A 23,139-nucleotide genomic window follows, 5' to 3' on the forward strand; every position below is an offset into this window, starting at 1 on the left:
ACCCGGAGGCGCCCATGTCAGTTCCTGTGTACGAAGTGTTCGCCATCCGTGTCGGCGCCAATGCCCAGCGCACCGCACGGGAGAATTTCCTTTACGACGCCTGCTGCGGTGATCCCAATGCGCCGATGCCGCTGGATTATTACTTCTGGGTCATCCGCAACGAGCAACAAGTGATCGTGGTCGACACCTGTTTTCAACCGGCCACGGCGGATCGGCGCCATCGTCAGATGTACCGCCTGCCGGAGGAATCCCTGCGGCAACTGGACATCAATCCGGCGCAGGTCGAGCACCTGATCCTGACGCATCTGCACTGGGACCACGCCGGCAATCTCGGGCTGTTTCCCAAGGCCACGGTGCATCTGCAGGAAGCGGAGCTGCGCTTCTGCACCGGACCGAAAATGGCTCATCGCACCGTGAATAAAACCTACGAGGTCGACGATGTGATGTCGGCGCTGCCGCCGTTGTTCGAAGGGCGGATGCGCTTGCACGGCGGTACGGTCGAGGTGATGCCCGGTGTGACGCTGCACCCGGTGGGTGGGCATACACCCGGCAGTCAGGTGGTGCGGGTCAATACCGAACGCGGCTGGATCGTGCTGGCCTCGGATGCCGCGCATTTGTGGGTCAACATCCGTGAGCGCAGCCCGTTCCCGATCCTCGACGACCTGGCGCAGACCCTTGAGGCCTTCAGCGAAATCGACCGCCTGGCCGACAGCGAAGACCACGTGATTCCCGGCCACGACCCCCTGATCGCCGAACGCTTCCCGCACTGGAACGACGATCCGCACATCATCAGCCTGCACCTATCCCCGACCTGAAGAACACCCAAACCTGTGGGAGCGAGCCTGCTCGCGATGGCGGCGGCACAGGCAACAGCACTGCGTCTGACAAGACGCCATCGCTGGCAGGCCAGCTCCCACAGTTGATGGTGGTCGTGCATGAGTCTTGAAGATCCCCTGTGGGCTAGCCACGGTCCTTGAGGATGCGCCCCAAAGTCTGCAGTGCCTCGTCGATTTTTGGGGAATACGGCGTTCCGCAGCCAATGCGCACAAAGTGATTGAAACGCTTGGCATTGGAAAAGATATCCCCAGGGGAAATCTGGATGCCGACCTTCAGCGCCTCATGGAAAAACGCCATGGCCGAGTGCTCGCGCGGCAGTTCCACCCACAGCAAGGTACCGCCCTGCGGGTGGGTCACGCCGGTGCCCTGGGGAAAGTAGCGGGTGATCGCTGCGCTCATTTGCAGGCGCTGTTGCGTCAGGGTTTTGCGCAAGCGACGCAGGTAACGTTCGTAGGACGGTGTCCCCATGAACGCACTGACTGCCAGTTGCGACAACGCCTCGCACCCACGGGATTGGGTGTGTTTGAGCATCTCCACGCGGTCGTGCCATTTCCCCGCGCTGATCCAGCCCAGGCGTATGCCCGGCGCCAGGGTTTTGTTCAGTGAAGCGCAATAGATCAGGTTGCCGGTGCGGTCCCAGTGTTTGAGCGTGGATAACGGCTGCTCGGTGTCCACCAGATCGCCGTAGGTGTCGTCCTCGATCAGCACGGTGTTGTGTTCGGTGCACAACTGAACCAGCAGCGCCTTGTTGGCATCCGGCATGATGCTGCCCAGCGGGTTGTGCAGGTTGGGAATGACGATCAGCGCCTTGATCCGTTCCGGACCTTGCAGCAGTTGTTCGAGGGCCAGAAGATTGATCCCGCTGTGGGGCGTGGCCGGGACTTCCAGTACGCGCAGGTTCAGGCTTTCGAGAATTTGCAGCAGGCCGTAAAACGTCGGCGATTCCACGGCCACGGCGTCGCCGGGCCGGGTCACCGCGCGCAATGCCAGGTTGATCGCTTCAGTGGCGCCGTTGGTGATCACGATGCGATCGGCTGTCAGATGGGTCTTGGTGGTCAGCGCCCGACGGGCCAGTATGTTGCGCAATGCGCTGTTGCCGCAGGTCGAGCCGGCGGCATCGAGCAAATGCTGATCGTGGCGCAGCGCCTTGATCATGTTGTCTTGCAGGGTCTTGAGCGGGTACAGCTGCGGTGCGCAGTAGGCACTGGCGAAATTGACCTTGATCGTCGCCCGCTGGCTGGCCTTGAGCACCGAGGACACCTGTTCGTGAATGCCGACGTAGACCCCGGTGTCCAGAAGTGGCGGCGGGGCGGCGGGGGCGGGTTTGACCGGTGTGTCGGGCTGGCGGATGTAGTTGCCGGAGCGTGGCCGCGCTTCCAGCACTCCGTAGTCCTCCAGCTCGCGGCACACCTGCACCGCGGTCGACAGGCTGACGGCGTGCTTTTCCATCATCAGCCGAATCGAGGGAAATCGTTCACCGGTTTTCAGGGTGCCGCTGCGGATGGCGTCCAGGTAGTGGTTGGCTAGCTGACGATACAAGGGCGTCGTGTTCATGATGACCTCAGCAATCGCACCACTGAGGTCTTGGGCTGGAAAGTGAGGTGACGCTCCCCCGCAGGCGGACCCGTGGTGCTCAAGGGTTTAAGGGAAGGTGGTTCTGGCGTCGATACTGGAAGAGTAATCGCGGATTGCGAGGAATCACGGGCAATAAAAAGCCCCGCGCTGGGGCGGGGCTCTTAAATGAGTCTATGGGGTCTTGTGGCGAGATGACTTGCCTGTGGCGAGGGGGCCCCCTCACACCAGGGCAAGTCGAGGGTGTATCGGGTTACTGCGCGGCGATGCTGTAGCCGTCGAACGCGGTTTGCTGCTGCAGGGCGGTGATGATGTTCTTGCGGTTGACGGCTTGGGGGGCGCCGCTGTTGTCCAGGAACGTATCACTTTCCAACTCGGCTTCATCGCCTTCGCCGACGAAGGTAAAGCCCAGGAATTCCAGGGCGTCACGGTCAACGTTAAAGCGCGAACGCGGAGTGCGCAGCGGCAGGGTCACGCTCATGCCGTCCTTGCTGATGGTGAACACTTCGGCATCCTTCTTGGCTCGCGCCGCCTTGCTCTTGCCGCTGCTCGGGTTGCTGATGGCCTGGTGCGTCTGGTTCAGCACCTTCAATGCCAGCCCGTAAACGATCTCCTGAAAGGCCGGGTCGTCCTTGAAGCTGGAGAGGATGCGGCTGATCGGGAACTTGCTGCTCAGGTCTTCCAGGGCGGCGATGTCGGCCGCTTCGGCGTCCTTGAGCTGCTTGAGTTCGCCCATCAACTCGTAAGCCTTATCGTCGTCGAAGTTGTCGTGGGCCTGGCGAATCGCCGCGCGCAGTTCGCGGATCTGATCGCTTTCACGGCTCGATTGAAACGCGTCGAGGACCATCTCACTGATGGTTTTCGCCTGAGGCACGTGTTGTGAAAGATTGATGGAGTTTTCGTATTCCGCTTTGGACGACAAGGTGACTACGGATTCAGCGGTGTTGGAATCGGACATTGAAAATTCACTACTTCTTTTAACTTGAATAGAGGCGAGAAAGCACGGGGGCCTTTTCAGGCCGCCTAATCTATTGGACCGGGGCGGGGTTGTCACGGACCAACAGGCCAACGGAGCAAATCAAGGCGTGCACCTCGCTGCAGGTGCAGGCTTGCCCGCGATGGGACGCCTCGGCCCGTCAGGCGTGCCCCGGTGTGTTCAGGTTCATTGAACGCTCTGCCAACGCCGACGCGGTGGCTTCATCCACTGCGAGAGAGAAGCGGAACGTTGCGCCGCGCCCCGGCACATCGATCAACTGAATGTCGCGGCCGTGCAATTGCAGGATGCGGTGCACGATCCGCAGGCCCAACCCGCCATCACGCCGTGCCCCGCCAATATTGAACGGCCGCAGGAACAGGCCTTCGCGCAGCTCGGGGGCGATGCCGGGGCCGGTGTCACTGACGGTGACTTCAACAAACGATCCCTGTGGCCGCAAGCCGAGTTCGATCTCGCCACCGGGTGGGGTATGGCGCAAGGCATTGTCGAACAGGTTGGTCAGCACCCGTTCGATCAACCCCAGATCAGCGCAGGCCGCCGAAACGTGAGGGGCAAACGTGGCCTTCAATTCGACCTGACGCGCCTCGGCCGTCAGCTCGAATTTCTGGAAGATGTCCTGGGCCAGGTCGGTCAGGGAGAAGCGCTCCAGCACCGGTTGCACGAAGCCATGTTCGAGTCGCACCAGTTCCAGCAGCGATTGCGCCAGGCCACCGACCTTGCGGCTCTGGTCCAGCGCAATGCCCAGGTAACGACGACGGTCGGCGGGGGACAGGGTGGCATCCTTGAGCGACAGGGTTTCCAGGTAACCATGCAGCGACGCGAGCGGGGTGCGCAGGTCGTGGGAGATGTTCGCCACCAGTTCGCGGCGCTCCTGATCCTGGCGGGTCAAGGTGCGCCATTGTTCACTGAGGCGTGCCTGCATCTGCCGGAACGTGGCGTCGAGTATGGCGATTTCGTCATGGCTGGCGGCTTTCTCCATCGGAGCCGCTGTGGGCGGCGTGACCGGAACGCCGTCGATGTCGAACTGGCTGACGGTCTCGGTCAGGCGGCGCAATGGCCGGGTGATGAGGGCGAACGCCGTGAGACCGGCGATCAGGCACAGCAACGCTACCAAGCCGATGGACAGCAGCGCGGCATTCAGCGCCGCGCTGGTCGCACCGCGTTCGGCGAGGCGATCATGGTCTTCGCCGAGTAACACCACATAGAGATACCCGGCCGGTTTGCCATCGACCTTGAGCGGCGCGGCGCTGAACACCTTGCGCCCGTCGACGCTGCGTGGATCGTCACCGGGAATCGGCAAGGCGTCGCCCCTGAGCAGGCGCTGGATCGGCGCCAGGTCGACGCGCTCGCGGTGTATCCGACCCTCCGGCGCGGCGCTGCCGACAATCTTGCCCTCGGTGTCGAGCAGGTACACCTCGACACTCGGGTTGACCAGCATCAACTGGCTGAACAGATCGCGCACGGCACCGGGCATCAGGCCCTTGGTGTCCATCAGCACCGTGTCGCTGGCGATGTGTTGCGCCAGGTCCCGGGACAAACCTTGCACCACTTCTTGCTCGTGCATCTGGTTGGAGCGCACCTGCATCCACGCCGACGTACCGCAGCACACCAGCAGCAACACGGCGAACACCAGCGACAGGCGTTGTGTCAGGGTTAACCTCATGACTGCTCCTCCCCGGTCGCGAATTTGTAGCCGCGCCCCCACACCGTCAGGATGCGCACCGGTTGCGCCGGGTCGGTCTCGATCTTGGCGCGCAGGCGGTTGATGTGGGTGTTGACCGTGTGTTCGTAGCCTTCGTGGCTGTAGCCCCACACGGCATTGAGCAGGTCCATGCGCGAAAACACCTTGCCGGGTTGGCGGGCGAAGAAGTAGAGCAAGTCGAATTCTCGCGGCGTGAGGTCCAGGCGCCGACCGTCGAGGGACACTTCTCGGGTGATCGGATCGATGGCCAGACCGTCGAGGATCAGGCTGCCAGCATCCATCTTCAGGTTGCGCGCCATGGCGTCGACCCGGCGCAGCAGCGCTTTGACCCGAGCCACCAGTTCAAGCATGGAAAACGGCTTGGCCAGGTAATCGTCGGCCCCCAGTTCCAGGCCGAGAATCCGGTGCACTTCGCTGGAGCGGGCGCTGGTGATGATGATCGGGGTGTAGCGCGCCATGGCACGGGCGCGCCGGCAGATTTCCAGGCCGTCGACGCCGGGCAACATCAGGTCGAGGATCAGTGCATCCCAACTGCCTTGCTGCAGCAGGCGCATGCCTTCGTTGCCATCGGCGCAGTGCACCACCTCGAACTGCTCATCGCGCAGGTGCAGGCAGATCAGGTCGGCGATATGCAAATCGTCCTCGACCACGAGGACTCGTTTGGTCTGTTCCATCCAGCTCAATCCTTCGGCGCAATGAATGCATTGTGCGAAATGCTGCTCGTGGCAGGCGCGAGCAAGCTCGCTCCCACCATTGAAATACCCAGGCATTGTGCGGCTTTTCCGCGGCCGGAGTTATCACGAATTGTTTAACTCCCCGTGAGGATTTGGCGATCACCCCAAGCCTAGGCTGTGTTCAATGAAAACGGCCCAGGATTTTTGGAGGCGGCGATGGATTCAAGACGATTTTCGCGGCGGCAATTTCTCGCAGTGAGCGGCGGACTGGGGGTTGCAGCCCTGGCCATCGGCCTGTTGCCCAAATTTTCCGCCAGTACCGCGCTGATCAGCGAGGCGGACGCGGCAGAGGTGTTCGAAGTGACCCACAGCGACAGTGAATGGCACGCGATCCTGAGTGACGAACAGTACGAAATCCTCCGTGAAGAGGGCACCGAACGGGCCTACAGCAGCCCGCTCAACAATGAGCACCGCGACGGCACGTTTGCCTGTGCCGGTTGCGACCTGCCGTTGTTCTCCTCGACGACCAAGTTCGACAGCCATACCGGTTGGCCGAGTTTCTGGATGCCGCTGGACAAGGCCGTGGCCACCCGTCAGGACCGTTCCTTCGGCGTGCTGCGCGAAGAGGTTCACTGCCGGCGTTGCGGCGGGCATCTGGGCCATGTCTTCGATGACGGTCCCAAACCCACCGGGCTGCGCTACTGCATGAACGGCCTGGCGATGAAGTTCGAGCCCAGGACAGCCTGATTCCCACCCCTCATTTTTTTGCAGGTAATCGCCATGTGGCTGCTACTTCTCGCTTACCTCGGTGGTGTGCTGACGATTGTCAGCCCGTGCATTCTGCCGGTCCTGCCGTTTGTCTTTGCCCGCACCGGACAGCCGTTCATCAAAAGCGGTCTGCCGCTGTTGGCCGGGATGGCGCTGACCTTCGCGCTGGTGGCCACCCTGGCGGCGGTCGGCGGTGGTTGGGTGGTGCAACTCAATCAATACGGGCGCTGGCTGGCGCTGGTATTTGTGGCGCTGTTCGGCCTGACGCTGTTGTTGCCGCAACTGGCTGAGCGTCTGACCCGCCCGCTCGTGGCGGCCGGCAGTCGCCTGTCGGAAGTGGCCGGCGCCGATGCGCGGCCGCGTCCTGGCGCTTCGTTCTTGATCGGCGTTGCCACGGGGCTGCTGTGGGCACCCTGTGCCGGGCCGATTCTGGGGTTGTTGCTCACCGGTGCCGCGCTGCAGGGCGCGAGCATCCAGACCACCTTGCTGCTGTTGGCCTATGCCGCCGGTGCCGCTACATCGTTGGCCGTGGCATTGCTGCTCGGCGGCAAGGTCTTCGCCGCGATGAAGCGTTCAATCGGTGCCGGGGAGTGGCTGCGTCGTGGCCTCGGCGCGGCGATGCTGGCGGGTGTGGCGGCGATTGCCCTGGGGCTCGATACCGGGCTTCTGGCGCGGTTCTCCACGGCCTCGACCGGCGGAATCGAGCAGGCGCTGGTCGGACGCCTGGCCGGCAAGTCACCCCATGACAGCACGGCGATGAGGGCGCAAAACCCGGTGTCTGAAGAAGGTGTGCTGCCAGTGGCTGACAAAGCCCCGGGCACCTTGCCGGTCGAAGGCAACCTGCCACCGCTGAGCGGCGCGGTGCAGTGGCTCAACTCGCCACCGCTCGATGCCCAGGCCTTGAAAGGCAAAGTCGTGCTGGTGGATTTCTGGACCTACTCCTGCATCAACTGCCTGCGTTCGCTGCCCTATGTCAAAGCCTGGGCCGAGAAATATCGCGATCAGGGCCTGGTGGTGATCGGCGTGCATGCCCCGGAGTTTGCCTTCGAACGCGACGTTAAAAATGTCACCCAGGCCATGAAGGACCTGGGGATCAATTACCCGGTGGCCATTGATAACGAGTTCAAGATCTGGCGTGCCTTCAACAACGAATACTGGCCGGCGCACTATTTCGCCGATGCCCAGGGGCGTATCCGCTATCACCACTTTGGCGAAGGCGAGTACGCCGAATCGGAGCGGGTCATCCAGCAACTGTTGCGTGAAGCCGGCGCGACCAAGGTGTCGGACGGGCTGATCAGCGCCAAGGCCGATGGCGTGCAGATGGCCCCGGACAACAACGAAGTGCTGTCGCCGGAAACTTACGTCGGCTACCAGCGAGCCGAGCATTTCGTGCCGGAAACCTCACTGGTGCCGGACAAAGTGGCGACCTACACGCCAGCGAAGCAGTTGGCACTCAACGACTGGAGCCTGGGCGGCCAGTGGCATGTCGGCTCGGAACGGGCCACCGCCAGCGCCCCGGACAGCCGCATCGTCTATCGCTTCCACGCCCGTGATTTGCACCTGGTGCTCGGCCCCGGCGCGGATGGCAAACCGGTGCGCTTCAAAGTGCTGATCGACGGCAAGGCCCCCGGCGATGCCCATGGCATGGACGTGGCGCCTGATGGCAGCGGTCGCGTGACGGAACAGCGTTTGTATCAACTGGTGCGCCAGAACAGCGGCGTGAGCGACCGCACGTTCAGCATCGAGTTTCTGGATCCGGGCGCATCGGCCTACGCCTTTACCTTCGGCTGATCGACCTCAATTCTTCAGGAGTCAACGTCATGAAAAACCTGTTCACCTGGCGCCGTACCTTATTGGGACTGGCTGCTGCCGGCATCATCAGTCAGTGCTCGGCGTTCTCTTTCGGTGGTGCTGAAGAGGCTGTCGTCCTGCCCCCTCCGACCCTGGATGAAAGCACGCAGGCCCACAGCGAAACGGCCGTGTTTGCCGGGGGTTGCTTCTGGGGCGTTCAAGGGGTGTTCCAGCATGTCAAAGGCGTGAAAAACGCCGTCTCGGGGTACGCGGGCGGTGCGGCGGACACGGCCCGGTACGAGCGCGTCAGCAATGGCAATACCGGGCATGCGGAGTCGGTTGAAGTGACCTTCGACCCGAGTCAGGTCAGCTATGGCACCTTGCTGCAAATCTACTTCTCGGTGGCGCACAACCCGACCGAGCTCAACCGTCAGGGGCCGGACACCGGCACCCAGTATCGCTCGGCCATTTTCACCCAAAGCAGCGAACAGCAGCGGGTGGCCCAGGCCTACATCAGCCAGCTCGACGCCGCTCATGCCTTCAACAAACCGATTGTGACCCAACTGGAAAGCTACAACGGTTTCTACCCGGCGGAGGAAGAGCATCAGGACTTTCTGACCGAGCATCCGACGTACCCTTACATCGTGATCAACGACCTGCCGAAAGTGGCACAGCTCAAGCAGCTGTACCCGGATCGCTATCAGGAAAAACCGGTGCTGGTGAAGGCGAGGCTGTGAGGGGCGGCGAGTGCTTGCCCCACATCTTCACGGCGAAGTCGACGAAACGACGCAGTTTCGGCAGGCGATGTCGATCCTGGGCATAGACCAGGTGCATCGGCCGGCTCGGCAGTTGATAGCTCGGCATCAGGGCGACCAGTTTGCCATCGCGCAGGTCTTGCTCCACCAGCGCATCGGGCACCATCACGATGCCCATGCCGGTGCGCGCCGCTTGATGCAAACCCGCCGAGCTGTTGATCAGCATCGGACCGCTGACCGCCACCTCGACTTCGCCTTCAGGACCGTGCAGGCGCCATTGCCGGGCCACTGATTGCCAGTCATCGCCGGCCGGGTAGGCGAACGCCAGGCAGTCGTGCTGTTGCAGGTCTTCGGGTTTTTCCGGGGTGCCCCGACGCGCCAGGTATTCCCTGGAGGCGCACATGGTCAGGGTGTAGTCGATCAGCGGGCGGGCGATCAGGTTGGACGGTTCGAGTGCGCCCAGGCGGAAGGCCGCGTCAAAGCCGTTGTCCAGCAAGTCCGGGCGTCGATTGGTGAGCACCACGTCCAGCTTCACCCGCGGGTTGTGCAAGCTGAATTCACTCAAGGCCGGCGCCAGGCGTTCGGTGCCGAAGGTCAGCGGTGCGGTGATGCGCAGGGTGCCGCTGGGCTCATCGTGGGTTTGCTCCGCCAGGCGCTCGGAATCCGCCACCAGCCCCAGCACTTCGAGGCAGCGTTGATAGTACGCCGTGCCAAATTCGGTCAGGCGCTGGCGCCGGGTCGTCCGGTTGAGCAGGCGCACACCCAGGCGCTGCTCCAGGGCCTTGAGATGATTGCCCACCATGGTCGTGGACATCTCACATTGCTGGGCGGCGGCGGTCATGCTGCCGGCTTCGACCACACGTACGTAAACGCTCATTGCCTGGAACAAATCCATTATCAAGCCTGGCTTTAAAATGAATGAAGTTTTGCTGAGTTTATCCAGCGCTGGTGGCTAACCATACTGCAAAAACACCGACCGTAGAGGGAGCTTTTGCCATGACCGCCGCCTGCCTGATGAGCACTTACCAACCGCTGGCCTTGAGTTTCACCAAGGGCCTTGGCACACGCCTGTGGGATCAGGCCGGTCGTGAATACCTGGACGCGATCGCCGGCGTGGCGGTGACCAACGTCGGCCACTCACACCCGAAAATCGTCTCGGCCATCAGCGAGCAGGCCGGTTTGCTGTTGCACACCTCGAACCTGTACAGCATCGATTGGCAGCAGCAACTGGCGCAGAAACTGACCCGGTTGGCCGGCATGGACCGGGCGTTTTTCAACAACTCCGGTGCCGAAGCCAACGAAACGGCGCTGAAAATCGCGCGGCTGCATGGTTGGCACAAAGGCATCGAGCAACCGTTGGTGGTGGTCATGGAGAACGCATTCCATGGCCGGACCCTGGGCACCTTGTCCGCCAGCGATGGGCCGGCGGTACGCCTGGGGTTCAGCAAGTTGCCGGGGGACTTCGTCAAGGTGCCGTTCGGTGATCTCAAGGCACTGGATCAGGTGCAACAGGCCCATGGCCCGCGCGTCGTGGCAATTCTGATGGAGCCGATCCAGGGCGAAAGCGGCGTGCAACTGGCGCCGCCGGGCTATCTCAAAGCCGTGCGCGAGCTGTGCAATCGGCGCGGGTGGTTGATGATGCTCGATGAAATCCAGACCGGCATCGGCCGCACCGGCCAGTGGTTTGCGTTCCAGCACGAAGGCATCGTGCCGGACGTCATGACCCTGGCCAAAGGCCTGGGCAATGGCATCCCGATTGGCGCGTGCCTGGCCCGGGGCAAAGCCGCCGAACTGTTTACCCCCGGCAGCCACGGCAGCACCTTCGGGGGCAACCCGTTGGCCTGTCGGGTCGCGTGCACTGTGCTGGACATCATCGAGGAACAGCAACTACGGGAAAACGCGCGGATACAGGGCGAACGCCTGCTCGAAAGATTGCATGCGGAACTGGCGGACCACCCGAACGTATTGGCGATTCGCGGCCAGGGTTTGATGATCGGCATCGAACTCAAGCAACCGATACGCGACCTGTCCCTGATCGCCGCACGGGATCACAGCCTGTTGATCAACGTGACCCGGGGCCAGATCATCCGCCTGCTGCCACCGCTGACGATTGATGAGCGGGAGGTGGAGATGATTGTCAGGGGGATAGCGTTGTCGATAGGAGCTGCCTGAACCGGGTTCTCGTGCAGGAGCCGCTTGTGGCTGCTCCTACACGGGCGGAGTCTGTGTTGCGAAGGAGGTGATTTGCGCCCGATTCGTCAGCTGAATGCGCGAGCCCGTGAAATCCTCGAACAGCCGCTGATGCGCCGCAAACCCACTGGATCCCTCGCGCTTGCGATAGCAACCGGCCCAGTCCAGCAAGGCGATCAGCAACCGGTCATCTTCGTTGCGCCCGGCCTCGCGCTGGCGAATGTTGGCCACGCAATCCTCATCTTCAACACTCAGCCAGATCAACGCGGTGGCGCGGGGCAGAAGTTCGCTGGCGATCCAGCCATACACCCCTTCGATGACCCAGCGCTCTTCACTGGCCGCCACCCGTGCCATGGCCAACGCCTCGTTCCGGGGGCGGGCGATGCTGTGTTCGTCAGATATCCAGTGAATGCGGTCGAGATCGGTCCATGGCACGTGCAACGGCTGCGACAGTCGTTCTGCCAACCAGCTCTTGCCGGAACCTGAGTTGCCGATGATCAGGGTTCGAGTGAGGTCCAATTCGCATCGCCTCTATTCGTGACACGATCCATTGTAGGAGCGAGCCTGTCGAATCGTCGCACCGTCGCGATGGTCGTTAACGATAACGCGGGTGGCCTGGTTAAACGCGGCGCACTCGGGTCCATCGCCAGCAGGCTGGCTCCCACAGGTTTGCGGTCATGATCACGAGCGGCGGTCATCCCTTCAGCCCTCATCGGCAGGCGGCACCATGCGCGTCTTCGGCGCACCATTGGCGTTGTGCTGATAGATGTCCTGCGGCTGACCCTGATCATTGAAAAACACCTGGCCGATCCCCGCCGAATTCCATAGCCGTTCACCGGCCTCGGCATGCTCGGGGACGTACGGCACGATGCGCAGGCGCCGACGTTTGGTCAGCCAGTTGAGCGGTGAGCGCGGCGAGTACAGCCAGCGATTGAGGCGATCGAACCACTCGAGCAGGGCGCGGGGGAATTCGTTCTTGATGCCGCTGCTGGTGATTTGCCAGATATGCGGCCCGGCCTTGCGGTGTCGGATCAGCACTTCATAGACGAAGGAATAATGCACATCCCCCGACAGCACCACGTAATTAGCCGGCGTGCGCGAGTGTCGGAAAATGTTCAGGATCACCTGCGCCGCACCGCGATGGGCCATCCAGTTTTCCGCGTCCACCAGCAGTGGATAACCGCACCAACTGAACACCCGCTGCACGGTCTCGATCAGTTTCACGCCGAAGATCGGTGCCGGCGAAACGATGATCGCGCACGGGTGATCCAGCAGTTCCTGTTGCAGTTCGCAGAGGGCTTCCCAGTCGAGCAGGCCCGAGGGTTGCTTGAGGTTCATCTCGCTGCGCCAGCGCCGGGTGCGGGTGTCGATCACCACCATGGCCGGCTGGGTGGGCAGCACGTAGTGCCAGTTCTGAAATGTCAGCAATTGGTCGATCAAGTCATCTTGCACAGGGCTGTCGAGGTAACGGTCCTGCCCGGTGGCGCTCAACAGGCGCGCGTTTTCAAGGACCCCGCTGAAGGCGTCCGGGTTGTTGCCCCAGCCCTGGCACAGCATGTAGGCCAGCAGTGCGTTGCCGATGATGCGTTTGGAAAACGGATGGCCGTAGGCCGTTTCCTCCCATTGCGCGGAAAGATTCCAGTCATCGGTAATGTCGTGGTCGTCGAAAATCATCAGCGTCGGCAAATGTGCCAGCGCCCGGGCAACCTTGCCGAGTCCGGTCTTGAAGCCATCGATGCGGGTTTGTTCCAGTGCATAGCGCTGAGCCCTGTCCGGCGTCAGTGTCGGCGGCTGCGGGGCAATCAAGGTCCAGGGCGTGGGCGACCAGACCAACACATACATGGCCATGACTTCGGCGAGGGTCACCAGATGGTTGTCGGCGTTGCTGCTGGTGAAAATCGGCTTGCGCGCCCCGCCGAAAAAACGCTCGCGCAAGGTCTCGTTGCTTTCAAGCGCCGGTAACAAATCCGCACGGTGGTAGTAGCTGGCGGGGTGCTCGTAGAGTTTGGCGCTGTCGCTGACGACGGCGCCTTCCAGGTGCTCGCCGAACAACCCCAGTCGCTCGATCAAGGCATGAATGGCCCGCAACATCGGCCCGGCGACATCGTCGGCGTACACCTGATCGCCGCTCATCATCAGCAGTGCCGGGCGCTCGCTGGCTTCATGGGGTTGCGCCAGCAAGGCATCGACACACAGCAAGCCGTCGGCTGACGGGTGATGAGGTTTGCGACAGGAGCCGTGCAGCAACTGATCGATGCGTGAGCGCAAAACGAAATTCGGACGACGGGCATCGCCGTACAACAGATGGGGCGCCCAGTCGGCAATGCCTGTTTGTGCGTCATCGATCAGCAGGTCGTACTCGATCAGCGTGTCCCGGGGCAGGGGGGCCTCCAGGTGCACGTCGATCAAATGCACAAAGGCCTGCGTGCCTACCTGGATGACCGTGCATTGCCCGGCATCCAGACGTACATCGGCGACACCCTGCACACGCAGCGTCAACGCCAGCGACCGCGAGCCGACCAGCCACATCACCAGCCGCGTGGGCTCCAGACGGCGTAACAGCGGCCCGGCCAGAACCGGTGGCAGTGAATGATGATCAGCAGGCAATGGCAGAGTGACGGACATCCGGGTTCAAGACTCTTGGGGCACCGAAGCGGGCGATGATAGCGCAGGTCGTTGCTGCTGCCTGTTAACGTTGAAGTGATCAGTGTCAGCTGACCGATGGCCAATACAGGCTAGAGTGAATGACCTGACTGTCGACACGCTTTCGCTCAGAGAAAAGGAACACATGAAGAAGATCATCCTGCCGGCGCTGGCCATGTTGATCGTTGCCCAGTCCCCGGCCTATGCCATCAACGACAAGTACCGCAAACAGCTTGAACAATCCGGTTGCACCCAGATGAGTGAACTGGAGGGCTGCGATATCCACAAGAGCAAGGCCGAAAACGCCAAGGCCGGGTTCAGCAATCCGCAAGCGCCGGTCGCCAACGACAGCGCGAACACCCAGACGCCGTATGCCGGGCAGTGGGTCGCCAAGAGCGACGCCGGAGCGACCGTCGCCACCATACGTATCGACTCGAAGGAGAACGTCTGGGTCAATGGCAAGCGGGTCAACGCCAAGCGCACCGACGGCACGCTGCAGTTCCGCCAGGGCAAGATGACGTTCACGATCCAGGGTGATCGGCGCCTGACGGGGGAAGACTATTGGACCGACAGCGATGCCGGGACAAAAGGGCCCATTGAGGTCGAATAAGCGCCGATACAGCCCTGTGTCTGCATCCGGGGGCGATGGACTCAAGAGCGCCGCGTTTAGCCTGCAAGCACGCGCCATCGTTGACGTCCATCGCGAGCAGGCTCGCTCCTACAGGTGGTTTTTCAGTGTTGGGCTAAGCCTCCCAACCCGCCCCGGTCACCGCCGCCTGCACCAGCGGGTGTAAATCCTCCCCGTGATGCTCGGTCTGCCAGGCCAGCAGTGCCTTGCGCATGCTCGGCGCCCAGAACATTTGCAGGTGATTGCGCACACTGAGTACGGCCTGCTCCTGGTCCGGCTGGCTGGCGAAGTACTGGGCGATCTGGTTGGCCATCTTGATCAGGTTGTCCGTGCTCATCGGCGTGCCTCCGCCTTATCGCCACGGGCCTGGCGGCGTTCCTTGAGCAGACGGTCCTGTTCGTCGCTGAAGGCCTGATAGCGCTTTTGCCACTCGGAAGGGTGATAGACGCGGCTGACTTCCACGGCCGTGACCTTGTACTCCGGACAGTTGGTGGCCCAGTCGGAGTTGTCGGTGGTGATCACGTTGGCCCCCGATTCCGGGAAGTGGAAGGTGGTGTACACCACGCCCGGCGCGACCCGTTCGGTAATCCGCGCACGCAACACCGTCTGCCCGGCACGGCTGCCGATGCCGACCCAATCATCTTCGTTGATGCCCCGGCTCTCGGCGTCGGTCGGGTGGATTTCCAGGCGGTCTTCTTCATGCCAGGCAACGTTCTCTGTACGCCGGGTCTGAGCACCCACGTTGTACTGGCTGAGGATGCGCCCGGTGGTCAGCAGCAGCGGATAGCGACTGTTGACCTTCTCTTCGGTGGGCACGTACCCGGTGAGCATGAAACGCCCCTTGCCGCGCACGAATTCCTCGATGTGCATGGTCGGCGTGCCGTCCGGAGCTGCCGCGTTGCACGGCCATTGCAGGCTGCCATGGCGCTCCAGTTCGGCGTAGCTGACGTTGGTGAAGGTTGGCGTCAGGCGGGCGATTTCATCCATGATTTCGGACGGGTGTTTGTAATGCATCGGGTAACCCAAGGCATTGGCCAGGGCCACGGTGCCTTCCCAGTCGGCCTTGCCGCCCAACGGTTCCATGACCTTGCGCACCCTGGATATACGCCGCTCGGCGTTGGTGAAGGTGCCGTCCTTTTCCAGGAACGAACTGCCCGGCAAGAACACGTGGGCGAACCTGGCGGTTTCGTTGAGGAAAATGTCCTGCACCACCACGCATTCCATGGCCGACAACGCGGCGGTGACGTGCTGGGTATTCGGATCGCTCTGGGCGATGTCCTCACCCTGGCAATACAAGCCCTTGAAGCTGCCGCCCAGGGCTGCTTCGAACATGTTGGGAATGCGCAGGCCCGGTTCGGATTGCAGGGTGACGTTCCACGCCTGTTCGAACTGCGTGCGCACCACCTCGTTGGAGACGTGCCGGTAGCCGGGCAGTTCGTGGGGGAAGGAGCCCATGTCGCAGGAGCCCTGCACGTTGTTCTGACCGCGCAGCGGGTTCACGCCCACGCCTTCGCGGCCGATGTTGCCGGTGGCCATGGCCAGGTTGGCGATGCCCATGACCGCGGTGCTGCCCTGGCTGTGTTCGGTGACGCCCAGGCCGTAGTAGATCGCTGCATTGCCGCCCGTGGCATACAGGCGCGCGGCGGCGCGGATGTCGGCAGCGGGTACACCGCAAATCGCGCCCAGTACTTCCGGCGAGTTTTCCGCGCGGCTGACGAACTCGCGCCAGTTGGCGAAATCGCTGCCTTCGCATCGGGCGTCGATAAAGGCCTGGTTGAGCAGGCCTTCGGTGACGATCACATGGGCCAGGGCGTTGAGCATGGCGACGTTGGTGCCGGGGCGCAGGGCCAGGTGATATTCAGCGCGGGCGTGCACCGAATCCACCAGATCAATGCGTCGCGGGTCGATGACGATCAGCCGCGCACCTTCGCGCAGACGCCGTTTGAGTTGGGAGGCGAACACTGGGTGGGCGTCGCTGGGGTTGGCGCCCATCACCAGGATCACGTCGGCCTGCATCACGGAGTCGAAACTCTGGGTGCCGGCGGACTCGCCCAGGGTCTGTTTCAGGCCATAGCCGGTCGGCGAATGGCAGACCCGCGCGCAGGTGTCGACGTTGTTGTTGCCAAACGCGGCGCGTACCAGTTTTTGTACCAGGTAGGTTTCTTCGTTGGTGCAACGGCTGGAGGTGATGCCACCGATGGAGTCGCGGCCGTATTTCTGCTGCAGCCGGCGGAATTCGCTGGCGGCGTAGGTCACCGCTTCGTCCCAGCTGACTTCCTGCCACGGATCGTTGATGTGCTGGCGGATCATCGGTTTGGTGATGCGATCCGGGTGCGTGGCGTAGCCCCAGGCAAAGCGGCCCTTGACGCAGGAGTGGCCGTGGTTGGCCTGACCGTTCTTGTCCGGCACCATGCGCACCAGTTGCTCGCCTTTCATCTCGGCACGGAACGAGCAGCCCACACCACAATAGGCACACGTCGTGATCACGCTGCGCTCGGGCTGGCCCAGTTCGACCACGCTTTTTTCCATCAGGGTCGCGGTAGGGCAAGCCTGTACACAGGCGCCGCAGGACACGCATTCGGAGTCGAGGAAGTCATCCCCACCGGCAGCGGCCACACGGGACTCGAAACCGCGCCCGGTAATGGTCAGGGCAAAGGTACCCTGGGTTTCTTCGCAGGCACGCACGCAGCGGTTGCAGACGATGCACTTGCTCGGGTCGTAGTCGAAATAGGGGTTGGACGTGTCCTTCACATCGGCCAGATGGTTGTCGCCTTCATAGCCGTAGCGCACTTCGCGCAGGCCGACTTGACCGGCCACGGTTTGCAGCTCGCAATTGCCGTTGGCCGAGCAGGTCAGGCAGTCCAAAGGGTGATCGGAGATATACAGCTCCATGACGTTGCGGCGCAGGGTCGCGAGCTTCGGCGTCTGGGTGTGCACGGTCATGCCTTCGCTGACCGGCGTGGTGCAGGACGCCGGGTAGCCGCGCATGCCGTCGATCTCCACCAGGCACATGCGGCAGGAGCCGAAGGCTTCCAGGCTGTCGGTGGCGCAGAGTTTCGGAATGGTGGTGCCCAGCAATGCGGCGGCGCGCATCACCGAGGTGCCTTCGGGCACGCTGATGCTGCGGCCGTCGATGTTCAGGGTGACGTGCACGTCGCTGTCACGGGCAGGGGTGCCCAGATCGATATCGGTTTTCGGGTCGAAGAGAGTGATCATTGCTCGGCCTCCGAGGGCTGCAAGCCGAAGTCGGCGGGGAAGTGCTTGAGGGCGCTGGCGACCGGGAAGGAAACCATGCCGCCCAAGGCACACAGCGAACCGTATTGCATCGTGTCGCACAGGTCCTTGAGGATGATCACCTGCTCATCGCGACCGCTCGCGTCCGGTGCGGCCAGCAGGCGGTCAATCACCTCCACGCCGCGGGTCGAGCCGATGCGGCACGGCGTGCATTTGCCACAGGATTCCTCGGCGCAGAACTCCATGGCAAAACGCGCCATCCGGGCCATGTCCAGGCTGTCGTCGGCCACCACTACGCCTCCGTGACCGAGCATCGCGCCCATGGCGGCGAAGGCCTCGTAATCCAGCGGCGTGTCGAATTGCGACGGCGGCACCCAGGCACCGAGGGGACCGCCCACTTGCGCGGCCTTCAGCGGCCGACCACTGGCGGTCCCGCCGCCGTAGTCGTCCACCAATTCGCGCAGGGTCAGGCCAAAGGCCCGTTCCACCAGCCCGCCGTGACGCACATTGCCCGCCAGTTGAAACGGCATGGTGCCCAGGGAGCGCCCCATGCCGTAATCGCGATAGAACTGCGCACCCTTGGCCAGAATCAGCGGCACCGAGGCCAGGGTCAGCACGTTGTGCACCAGGGTCGGCTGACCGAACAGGCCCTTCAACGCAGGGATCGGCGGTTTGGCGCGCACGATCCCGCGTTTGCCTTCGAGGGAGTCCAGCAACGCGGTTTCTTCGCCGCAAATGTAAGCACCGGCACCGACCCGCACTTCCATGTCGAAGGCCTGACCGCTGCCGCCGACGTTGGCGCCGAGGTAACCATTGGAACGCGCAATTTCCAGCGCTTCGCGCAGGGTGGCCACGGCATCCGGATATTCCGAGCGCACATAGATGTAGCCGTAGGTGGCGCCGACGCACAGGCCGGCGATGGCCATGCCTTCGATCAGCAGGAAGGGGTCGCCTTCCATCAGCATGCGGTCGGCAAAGGTGCCGGAGTCGCCTTCGTCGGCGTTGCACACGATGTACTTTTGCGTCGCTTCGGTGAGGCGCACCGTGCGCCATTTGATCCCGGCGGGGAAGGCCGCGCCGCCACGGCCACGCAGGCCTGAATCGAACACCTCAGTCGCAGTCTCCTCGCCGCCAAGGGTGACGGATCTGTTCAAACCTTCGAAACCGCCGTGGGCCCGGTAATCGTCCAGCGACAGCGGCCGGGTGATGCCGGCGCGGGCAAACAACAGGCGCTGTTGAGTCTTCAGATAGGGCAGGTCTTCCACCAGGCCCAGGGCCAGTGGATGAGCGGATGGATCGCCCAGGGCCTCAAGCACCGACGGCACATCGGCCGCCGTCAGTGGGCCGAAGCCGAAACGGCCTTGCGGGGTGTCCACTTCCAGCAGCGGTTCCAGCCAATACAGGCCGCGCGAACTGGTGCGTTGCAGCTCCAGCGACAGATGGCGTTCGTGGGCCTGAGTGGTAAGGGCCGTTGCTACCTCATCGGCGCCCACGGCACGGGCCAGGGAATCACAGGGCAGATAAAGAGTCGGCATCAAGCGTCCTCCCGGCAAGCGTCAAGCAGGGCATCCAGACGCTCGGCACTGAGCCGCGCATGCACCCGGCCATCCAGTTCCAGCGCCGGGGAGCAGGCGCAGGCGCCCAGGCAGTACACCGGTCGCAAACTGATGCTGCCATCGGCGCTGCTGCCGTGGTCGTCCAGTTGCAGCCGTTCGCGCAGCTGCGCGGCCAGGTGCTCGGCGCCGCGACTCTTGCAGGACTCGGCCCGACACAGACGCAGAATGTGCCGAGCGGGCGGCACGGTGCGGAAGTCATGGTAAAAACTGATCACCCCGCGCACCTCGGCCTGACTCTGATTCAGCGCATGGGCAATCTCGGAGACGGCGGCATCGGGGATGTAGCCGATGTGCTCCTGAATATCGTGAAGAATGGGCAACAGTGCACCCGCAGCGCCCTTGTGGCGTTCCAGCAGGCTGTTGACCAAAGGCAAGTGCATACTCTCATCAGGCATTCAGCAATCCTCACGGTCACGGACAAACCATAGGGTTGTCGGTCGTCCGAAAGTGTCGGCTGCGGCATTCACACCACGTCACGGTATCGTGGCATTGTCAGGCCGTTGGCCAGGGCACCCTCAATGGGCATCTTGTTGTGCCCGACGCGGTCTTCGCCGCGCCTCTACCGGGCATAAAGGGCAGCTTGCCACGCCGCTATTGATCGAACTGCACCAAAGCGACGTGCTCGGTTCTGCCTACGACTCTCCATTCAGTCTAGATGAGTGCCGCCAGGGGCGTTCACTCACAGGCCTGATGCCCGGAGGGCTTGTCGAGGGGGATGTATAGCAAGCATTGCAGGTGAGAAGAAGCATCAGAACCGTGGGCAATTCTGCGGAGCAGATGGGTTGGGCCATGGCGGGGAAAGCGGCGGAGTGGGGGTTGGCCCTGCACTGTCGATCGAGATACGGTATGAAGTCATGCACAAGCCGTTCATTGGATAAACAGGGAAAGACAGATGATTGATTTCAACAACAAGGGATTCTTCAAACTCAAGCAAAACGACGAATACGCCGAACGCGTTTCAGCCCTGTTGATCGACGGCGAACACGTTATCGATGCCTACAAATCCATGCGCGACGGCGTGGTGTTTACCAACAAACGCATCATCTCGGTCAACGTCCAAGGCATCACCGGCAGCAAAAAAGACTTCACCTCGTTGCCGTACAAAAACATCGTGGCGTACTCGGTAGAAACCTCAGGCACGTTCGACCTGGATTCCGAACTGGAGATCTACTTCTCGTCGCTGGGAAAGGTGAAGTTCGAATTCACCGGCAGGACTTCGATGGTAGAAATTTCGAAGCTGATTTCTCAGCATCTGCTTTGACCTGACGGTCTGCCGAATCCCCGCCCAGCCAAATCCTGCCCAATAAAAAGCCCCGAGAACTCGGGGCTATTCCAAATACCAGCCACCACACTAAATCCCTGTGGGAGCGTGCTTGCTCCGGGCGGCGTTCCGACGATAGCGCCAGCCCAGCCAACAGAAATGCTGAATCAGCCACCACCCTCACAAAACACCCACAGGCCTCAACCCCTAAGCGTCGGCCTTAACCCCCGCCCGCTTGGACACCGCCGCACAAGCCCGATCCCGCGTCAGCACCTTCACCGCATCATCCACCAACGCCTTGCTCATCGAAGTCAGATAATGCGCCGCCCAGGCGTGACGGTCGGTGTCTATGGCGTATGCAGCATCTTCGGTGAGGGTTTTGGCCAGGAACAGAAAATCGGAGGCCATGGACAACGCATCGCCAAGCGGAACGCCGCGAGTGACGTGGAACAGCGCTTGATCCGAGCAGTAGATGGCGGGTGTCAGGCCGATGGTTTTGAGTTCAGATTGTTCAGTCATTGGCCACCTCCGAGGAGGGAGAGGCAATGGGGGAGGGGGTTATGTGACTGGGGGTTGAGTAGGGGGGAAAGCCAAATTTCAAACGGATTTGTATTGGTCATGGTCAACGTCCTTGATTTGAGGAGCTGCCACGAGCCTTCTCACGGGCTTGGGTGACAGCTGTGCGTGGGGTGAGAAACCGGCAATCAAGGCAACCGGTAGACCCGAAGGTCTCCCACGCACAGCCGCCATAAAGCCATATCGCAGACGAAAAAAAACGCCACGATAGGTTTTGGGGCGCTTTGCGCCTTGATTATTTCGGGCTCTCACACCCGGTCGCTGAATTGGCAGCGACGGTAGGGAGGGTATCGTGCAGATCTCTTTGCTGCAACCTTCGGCCCTTGCTCAGAAGTGAAATGTGGTCTATTTCCTTGTTTTTCGCATATCTTCTTTAGATGTTGAATGGGGAAAGGACAGCAATGATTTGCGAGACGATTTTTAATGAGTTGTAAGCCCTATTCCGGGAGGAGGGGTGAAGGTATGTGTTTCTTATTGAAGTCGATAAAAGGAGTTGGTGAAAAATGGTGAATGATGAATGGAAAGATATTTATTTGTTGCAGTATGAGCGCATCGCGCAGCACGAGAATCAACGGTTGGCTTTTAGCAGTCTTGTAATAGCAGTTACTACTGGGGCTTTGGCATGGGTTGCCGCGGATAAAGTAGTTTCAAATACATTTCAGATGCTAGTTCTGGTGGTCTTGTTAGTGTTAATTAATTACATGGCCATGCTTTTTGTAGATAAGTCTAGGTTCTGGATTAAGCATCATCAAGCGCGAGCCAGGAAATTGCTGGCTTTGGGCCCTCCAGAACTAATTGCAGCAATCAATAGTGTGGATAAAATCAACAGTGATGACGACAAGAATCGACGTCCAAATTTGCAGCGAAATCTTCATAAGTTTTTGATTGTGTGCACGGTAGTGTATGCCTTGCCATATATGTGGAGTGTCATGCTCGTTTTAGCGCGACTCGCGGGATGTGTGAGCTAATATTTTATATGGTTGTCGGGGCGCCCTGTCTTTCCTTCGTCATTCATATATAAAGCTCAGGACGTGATTCAGGGGAATGATTTGATTGCATGTTGGAGGGCGAAGAGTAGGAGAGATTAGTAAGGGGGAGTGGAGCTCCAAAGATACCGGGCAGCGAGCCAGTCTAGCCATGCCGCAGGGAGTTTAAAATCGTCAACACCACCCCTGGGCCGGGGCTAAGCACGGTCAAGGTTGCCAGAAGTATAAATAGCCCGTAATTAGCCATGAATCACTCCATTGAATAGGGCATTCCGAAGATACTGCATAGTCCAAACGATGTACTCGCGCAACAAACCTGTGAACAACAACCTGGTGCAAATGACATAGAGGCAGGGGGAAAAGGGGACAGATTATCGGATGAACACGGCAACCAATTTCAGCCCTGCTACGGGCGCTCCCGCTTTTTTAGGTCACACCGTCATTCATTGAATGTCTTTCAGATAATCCTTAAGCGCAACAAGCGGCGCACCAATCAGCCCCATAATCTGAACACTGGCGACTTCCCCCGCCAACCTCCCCAACTCCCGCCCCAACGGCTTATCCACACCCCCAACCGCCTCCAGCGCCAACCCCACACACTCATCCACCTTCGCCTGAATCGCCTCAACATCCCCCCGCCGCACCAGCAACTCAAACACATCCCGCTGGTAATCACCCATGACCAGGTCGTCACGCAGAATCGGGCTTGAATCTTCCGATTCGTAAGCCAGTTTGAGGGAGAAGAGGGCGACGGTTTCCAGGTGCAGTTCCATGGGGGAATCCTTGAGAGGGGTCGTACCAACTGAGGATGGGAGAAATTTAAAAGCTTCGCAGGTGGACTTGCCCCTACAAAACCGGACACCAACTCCCTGTTAAATTGATGCTGCCGCCAAGCGCCTGAACTCCCTCGGC

Annotated in this window: 20 protein-coding genes and 2 pseudogenes; 8 read left to right on the forward strand and 14 right to left on the reverse strand. The window is 61.3% G+C overall.

Annotation, left to right across the window (positions count from 1 at the left end; genetic code table 11):
* Positions 1–14 precede the first annotated feature (14 nt).
* Positions 15–815 (forward strand): N-acyl homoserine lactonase family protein, encoded by an 801-nt coding sequence (locus AC1Q6D_RS21375; RefSeq protein WP_103405268.1) that lies wholly within the window; start codon positions 15–17, stop codon positions 813–815.
* A 145-nt stretch (positions 816–960) separates the two neighbouring features.
* Here AC1Q6D_RS21375 and AC1Q6D_RS21380 read toward each other — a convergent pair whose 3' ends face one another.
* The 4 genes from AC1Q6D_RS21380 to AC1Q6D_RS21395 all read right to left on the reverse strand — a co-directional run bounded on the left by AC1Q6D_RS21380 (position 961) and on the right by AC1Q6D_RS21395 (position 5,779).
* Complete coding sequence (locus tag AC1Q6D_RS21380) at positions 961–2,391, reverse strand: aminotransferase-like domain-containing protein (protein ID WP_103405269.1); 1,431 nt, start codon at positions 2,389–2,391, stop codon at positions 961–963.
* A 271-nt stretch (positions 2,392–2,662) separates the two neighbouring features.
* Entirely contained in the window at positions 2,663–3,367 is a 705-nt protein-coding gene (locus AC1Q6D_RS21385; RefSeq protein ID WP_103405270.1) for a hypothetical protein, read from the reverse strand.
* Between the two features lie 178 nt (positions 3,368–3,545).
* On the reverse strand, positions 3,546–5,066 hold the full coding sequence (locus AC1Q6D_RS21390; RefSeq protein WP_103405271.1) for a sensor histidine kinase: 1,521 nt from the start codon (positions 5,064–5,066) through the stop codon (positions 3,546–3,548).
* Positions 5,063–5,779, reverse strand: a complete 717-nt coding sequence (locus AC1Q6D_RS21395; protein ID WP_103405272.1) for a response regulator transcription factor — start codon at positions 5,777–5,779, stop codon at positions 5,063–5,065. The genes AC1Q6D_RS21390 and AC1Q6D_RS21395 overlap by 4 nt, the downstream gene beginning before the upstream one ends.
* Positions 5,780–5,995: 216 nt before the next feature.
* Here AC1Q6D_RS21395 and msrB point away from each other — a divergent pair, with 216 nt between their 5' ends.
* The 3 genes from msrB to msrA are packed head-to-tail and all read left to right on the forward strand — an operon-like array spanning position 5,996 to position 9,075.
* Positions 5,996–6,526 carry a peptide-methionine (R)-S-oxide reductase MsrB gene (msrB, locus tag AC1Q6D_RS21400; RefSeq protein WP_103405273.1) on the forward strand — a complete coding sequence of 177 codons (531 nt, stop codon included), beginning with the start codon at positions 5,996–5,998 and terminating at the stop codon, positions 6,524–6,526.
* A 33-nt stretch (positions 6,527–6,559) separates the two neighbouring features.
* A complete protein-coding gene (locus AC1Q6D_RS21405) occupies positions 6,560–8,338 on the forward strand; it encodes a cytochrome c biogenesis protein DipZ (RefSeq protein ID WP_103405274.1) in 1,779 nt (592 codons plus the stop codon).
* Between the two features lie 29 nt (positions 8,339–8,367).
* Positions 8,368–9,075, forward strand: coding sequence for a peptide-methionine (S)-S-oxide reductase MsrA (msrA, locus tag AC1Q6D_RS21410; protein ID WP_103405275.1), 708 nt, complete (start codon positions 8,368–8,370; stop codon positions 9,073–9,075).
* A gap of 10 nt (positions 9,076–9,085) precedes the next feature.
* Here msrA and AC1Q6D_RS21415 read toward each other — a convergent pair.
* Positions 9,086–9,988 (reverse strand): annotated as a pseudogene (locus tag AC1Q6D_RS21415) (LysR family transcriptional regulator); the annotation flags it as partial.
* A 101-nt stretch (positions 9,989–10,089) separates the two neighbouring features.
* Between AC1Q6D_RS21415 and AC1Q6D_RS21420 the strand changes: the two are divergent.
* The gene (locus AC1Q6D_RS21420; protein ID WP_103405277.1) at positions 10,090–11,265 is read left to right on the forward strand and encodes an aspartate aminotransferase family protein; all 1,176 of its coding nucleotides are present in this window, start codon (positions 10,090–10,092) and stop codon (positions 11,263–11,265) included.
* Positions 11,266–11,301: 36 nt separating this feature from the next.
* Here AC1Q6D_RS21420 and AC1Q6D_RS21425 read toward each other — a convergent pair whose 3' ends face one another.
* The gene (locus AC1Q6D_RS21425; protein WP_103405278.1) at positions 11,302–11,802 is read right to left on the reverse strand and encodes a P-loop NTPase family protein; all 501 of its coding nucleotides are present in this window, start codon (positions 11,800–11,802) and stop codon (positions 11,302–11,304) included.
* Positions 11,803–11,985: 183 nt separating this feature from the next.
* Entirely contained in the window at positions 11,986–13,908 is a 1,923-nt protein-coding gene (locus tag AC1Q6D_RS21430; protein WP_103405279.1) for an alkaline phosphatase D family protein, read from the reverse strand.
* A 163-nt stretch (positions 13,909–14,071) separates the two neighbouring features.
* Here AC1Q6D_RS21430 and AC1Q6D_RS21435 point away from each other — a divergent pair, with 163 nt between their 5' ends.
* Positions 14,072–14,536 (forward strand): hypothetical protein, encoded by a 465-nt coding sequence (locus AC1Q6D_RS21435; RefSeq protein ID WP_090467273.1) that lies wholly within the window; start codon positions 14,072–14,074, stop codon positions 14,534–14,536.
* A gap of 133 nt (positions 14,537–14,669) precedes the next feature.
* Here AC1Q6D_RS21435 and AC1Q6D_RS21440 read toward each other — a convergent pair whose 3' ends face one another.
* Genes AC1Q6D_RS21440 through AC1Q6D_RS21455 form a run of 4 tightly spaced genes read right to left on the reverse strand, consistent with a single transcriptional unit; the run spans position 14,670 to position 19,799 of the window.
* Positions 14,670–14,891: a formate dehydrogenase subunit delta gene (locus AC1Q6D_RS21440; RefSeq protein WP_103405281.1), complete on the reverse strand. Its 222-nt coding sequence runs from the start codon at positions 14,889–14,891 to the stop codon at positions 14,670–14,672.
* Entirely contained in the window at positions 14,888–17,770 is a 2,883-nt protein-coding gene (gene fdhF / locus AC1Q6D_RS21445) for a formate dehydrogenase subunit alpha (RefSeq protein WP_103405282.1), read from the reverse strand. The genes AC1Q6D_RS21440 and fdhF overlap by 4 nt, the downstream gene beginning before the upstream one ends.
* Positions 17,767–19,323, reverse strand: a complete 1,557-nt coding sequence (locus tag AC1Q6D_RS21450; RefSeq protein WP_103405283.1) for a formate dehydrogenase beta subunit — start codon at positions 19,321–19,323, stop codon at positions 17,767–17,769. The genes fdhF and AC1Q6D_RS21450 overlap by 4 nt, the downstream gene beginning before the upstream one ends.
* On the reverse strand, positions 19,323–19,799 hold the full coding sequence (locus AC1Q6D_RS21455; protein ID WP_103405284.1) for a formate dehydrogenase subunit gamma: 477 nt from the start codon (positions 19,797–19,799) through the stop codon (positions 19,323–19,325). The genes AC1Q6D_RS21450 and AC1Q6D_RS21455 overlap by 1 nt, the downstream gene beginning before the upstream one ends.
* A gap of 497 nt (positions 19,800–20,296) precedes the next feature.
* Here AC1Q6D_RS21455 and AC1Q6D_RS21460 point away from each other — a divergent pair, with 497 nt between their 5' ends.
* Positions 20,297–20,665 carry a PH domain-containing protein gene (locus AC1Q6D_RS21460; RefSeq protein WP_047538021.1) on the forward strand — a complete coding sequence of 123 codons (369 nt, stop codon included), beginning with the start codon at positions 20,297–20,299 and terminating at the stop codon, positions 20,663–20,665.
* 207 nt (positions 20,666–20,872) lie between these two features.
* On the opposite strand, the gene AC1Q6D_RS21465 is transcribed toward AC1Q6D_RS21460, so the two are convergent.
* Complete coding sequence (locus AC1Q6D_RS21465) at positions 20,873–21,184, reverse strand: DUF3077 domain-containing protein (protein WP_103405285.1); 312 nt, start codon at positions 21,182–21,184, stop codon at positions 20,873–20,875.
* Positions 21,185–21,744: 560 nt separating this feature from the next.
* Between AC1Q6D_RS21465 and AC1Q6D_RS21470 the strand changes: the two genes are divergently transcribed.
* On the forward strand, positions 21,745–22,209 hold the full coding sequence (locus AC1Q6D_RS21470) for a hypothetical protein (RefSeq protein ID WP_103406924.1): 465 nt from the start codon (positions 21,745–21,747) through the stop codon (positions 22,207–22,209).
* Positions 22,210–22,375: 166 nt separating this feature from the next.
* Here AC1Q6D_RS21470 and AC1Q6D_RS21475 read toward each other — a convergent pair.
* A pseudogene (locus AC1Q6D_RS21475) lies at positions 22,376–22,474 on the reverse strand (LysE family translocator); the annotation flags it as partial.
* Positions 22,475–22,670: 196 nt separating this feature from the next.
* Positions 22,671–23,000, reverse strand: coding sequence for a hypothetical protein (locus tag AC1Q6D_RS21480; protein WP_492618484.1), 330 nt, complete (start codon positions 22,998–23,000; stop codon positions 22,671–22,673).
* Between the last annotated feature and the right edge of the window lie 139 nt (positions 23,001–23,139).

The sequence above is a fragment of the Pseudomonas sp. MT92 genome, assembly GCF_058792515.1.

Excerpts from the sequence above, each read along its gene's own strand:
- AC1Q6D_RS21455 (WP_103405284.1), bottom strand. The coding sequence starts at position 19,799 with ATGCCTGATGAGAGTATGCACTTGCCTTTGGTCAACAGCCTGCTGGAA.
- AC1Q6D_RS21430 (WP_103405279.1), bottom strand. The coding sequence starts at position 13,908 with ATGTCCGTCACTCTGCCATTGCCTGCTGATCATCATTCACTGCCACCG.
- AC1Q6D_RS21420 (WP_103405277.1), top strand. The coding sequence starts at position 10,090 with ATGACCGCCGCCTGCCTGATGAGCACTTACCAACCGCTGGCCTTGAGT.
- AC1Q6D_RS21480 (WP_492618484.1), bottom strand. The coding sequence starts at position 23,000 with ATGGAACTGCACCTGGAAACCGTCGCCCTCTTCTCCCTCAAACTGGCT.
- AC1Q6D_RS21385 (WP_103405270.1), bottom strand. The coding sequence starts at position 3,367 with ATGTCCGATTCCAACACCGCTGAATCCGTAGTCACCTTGTCGTCCAAA.
- AC1Q6D_RS21375 (WP_103405268.1), top strand. The coding sequence starts at position 15 with ATGTCAGTTCCTGTGTACGAAGTGTTCGCCATCCGTGTCGGCGCCAAT.
- AC1Q6D_RS21450 (WP_103405283.1), bottom strand. The coding sequence starts at position 19,323 with ATGCCGACTCTTTATCTGCCCTGTGATTCCCTGGCCCGTGCCGTGGGC.
- msrA (WP_103405275.1), top strand. The coding sequence starts at position 8,368 with ATGAAAAACCTGTTCACCTGGCGCCGTACCTTATTGGGACTGGCTGCT.
- AC1Q6D_RS21395 (WP_103405272.1), bottom strand. The coding sequence starts at position 5,779 with ATGGAACAGACCAAACGAGTCCTCGTGGTCGAGGACGATTTGCATATC.
- AC1Q6D_RS21390 (WP_103405271.1), bottom strand. The coding sequence starts at position 5,066 with ATGAGGTTAACCCTGACACAACGCCTGTCGCTGGTGTTCGCCGTGTTG.
- AC1Q6D_RS21380 (WP_103405269.1), bottom strand. The coding sequence starts at position 2,391 with ATGAACACGACGCCCTTGTATCGTCAGCTAGCCAACCACTACCTGGAC.
- AC1Q6D_RS21460 (WP_047538021.1), top strand. The coding sequence starts at position 20,297 with ATGATTGATTTCAACAACAAGGGATTCTTCAAACTCAAGCAAAACGAC.
- AC1Q6D_RS21435 (WP_090467273.1), top strand. The coding sequence starts at position 14,072 with ATGAAGAAGATCATCCTGCCGGCGCTGGCCATGTTGATCGTTGCCCAG.
- AC1Q6D_RS21405 (WP_103405274.1), top strand. The coding sequence starts at position 6,560 with ATGTGGCTGCTACTTCTCGCTTACCTCGGTGGTGTGCTGACGATTGTC.
- AC1Q6D_RS21470 (WP_103406924.1), top strand. The coding sequence starts at position 21,745 with ATGGTGAATGATGAATGGAAAGATATTTATTTGTTGCAGTATGAGCGC.
- msrB (WP_103405273.1), top strand. The coding sequence starts at position 5,996 with ATGGATTCAAGACGATTTTCGCGGCGGCAATTTCTCGCAGTGAGCGGC.
- AC1Q6D_RS21440 (WP_103405281.1), bottom strand. The coding sequence starts at position 14,891 with ATGAGCACGGACAACCTGATCAAGATGGCCAACCAGATCGCCCAGTAC.
- fdhF (WP_103405282.1), bottom strand. The coding sequence starts at position 17,770 with ATGATCACTCTCTTCGACCCGAAAACCGATATCGATCTGGGCACCCCT.
- AC1Q6D_RS21465 (WP_103405285.1), bottom strand. The coding sequence starts at position 21,184 with ATGACTGAACAATCTGAACTCAAAACCATCGGCCTGACACCCGCCATC.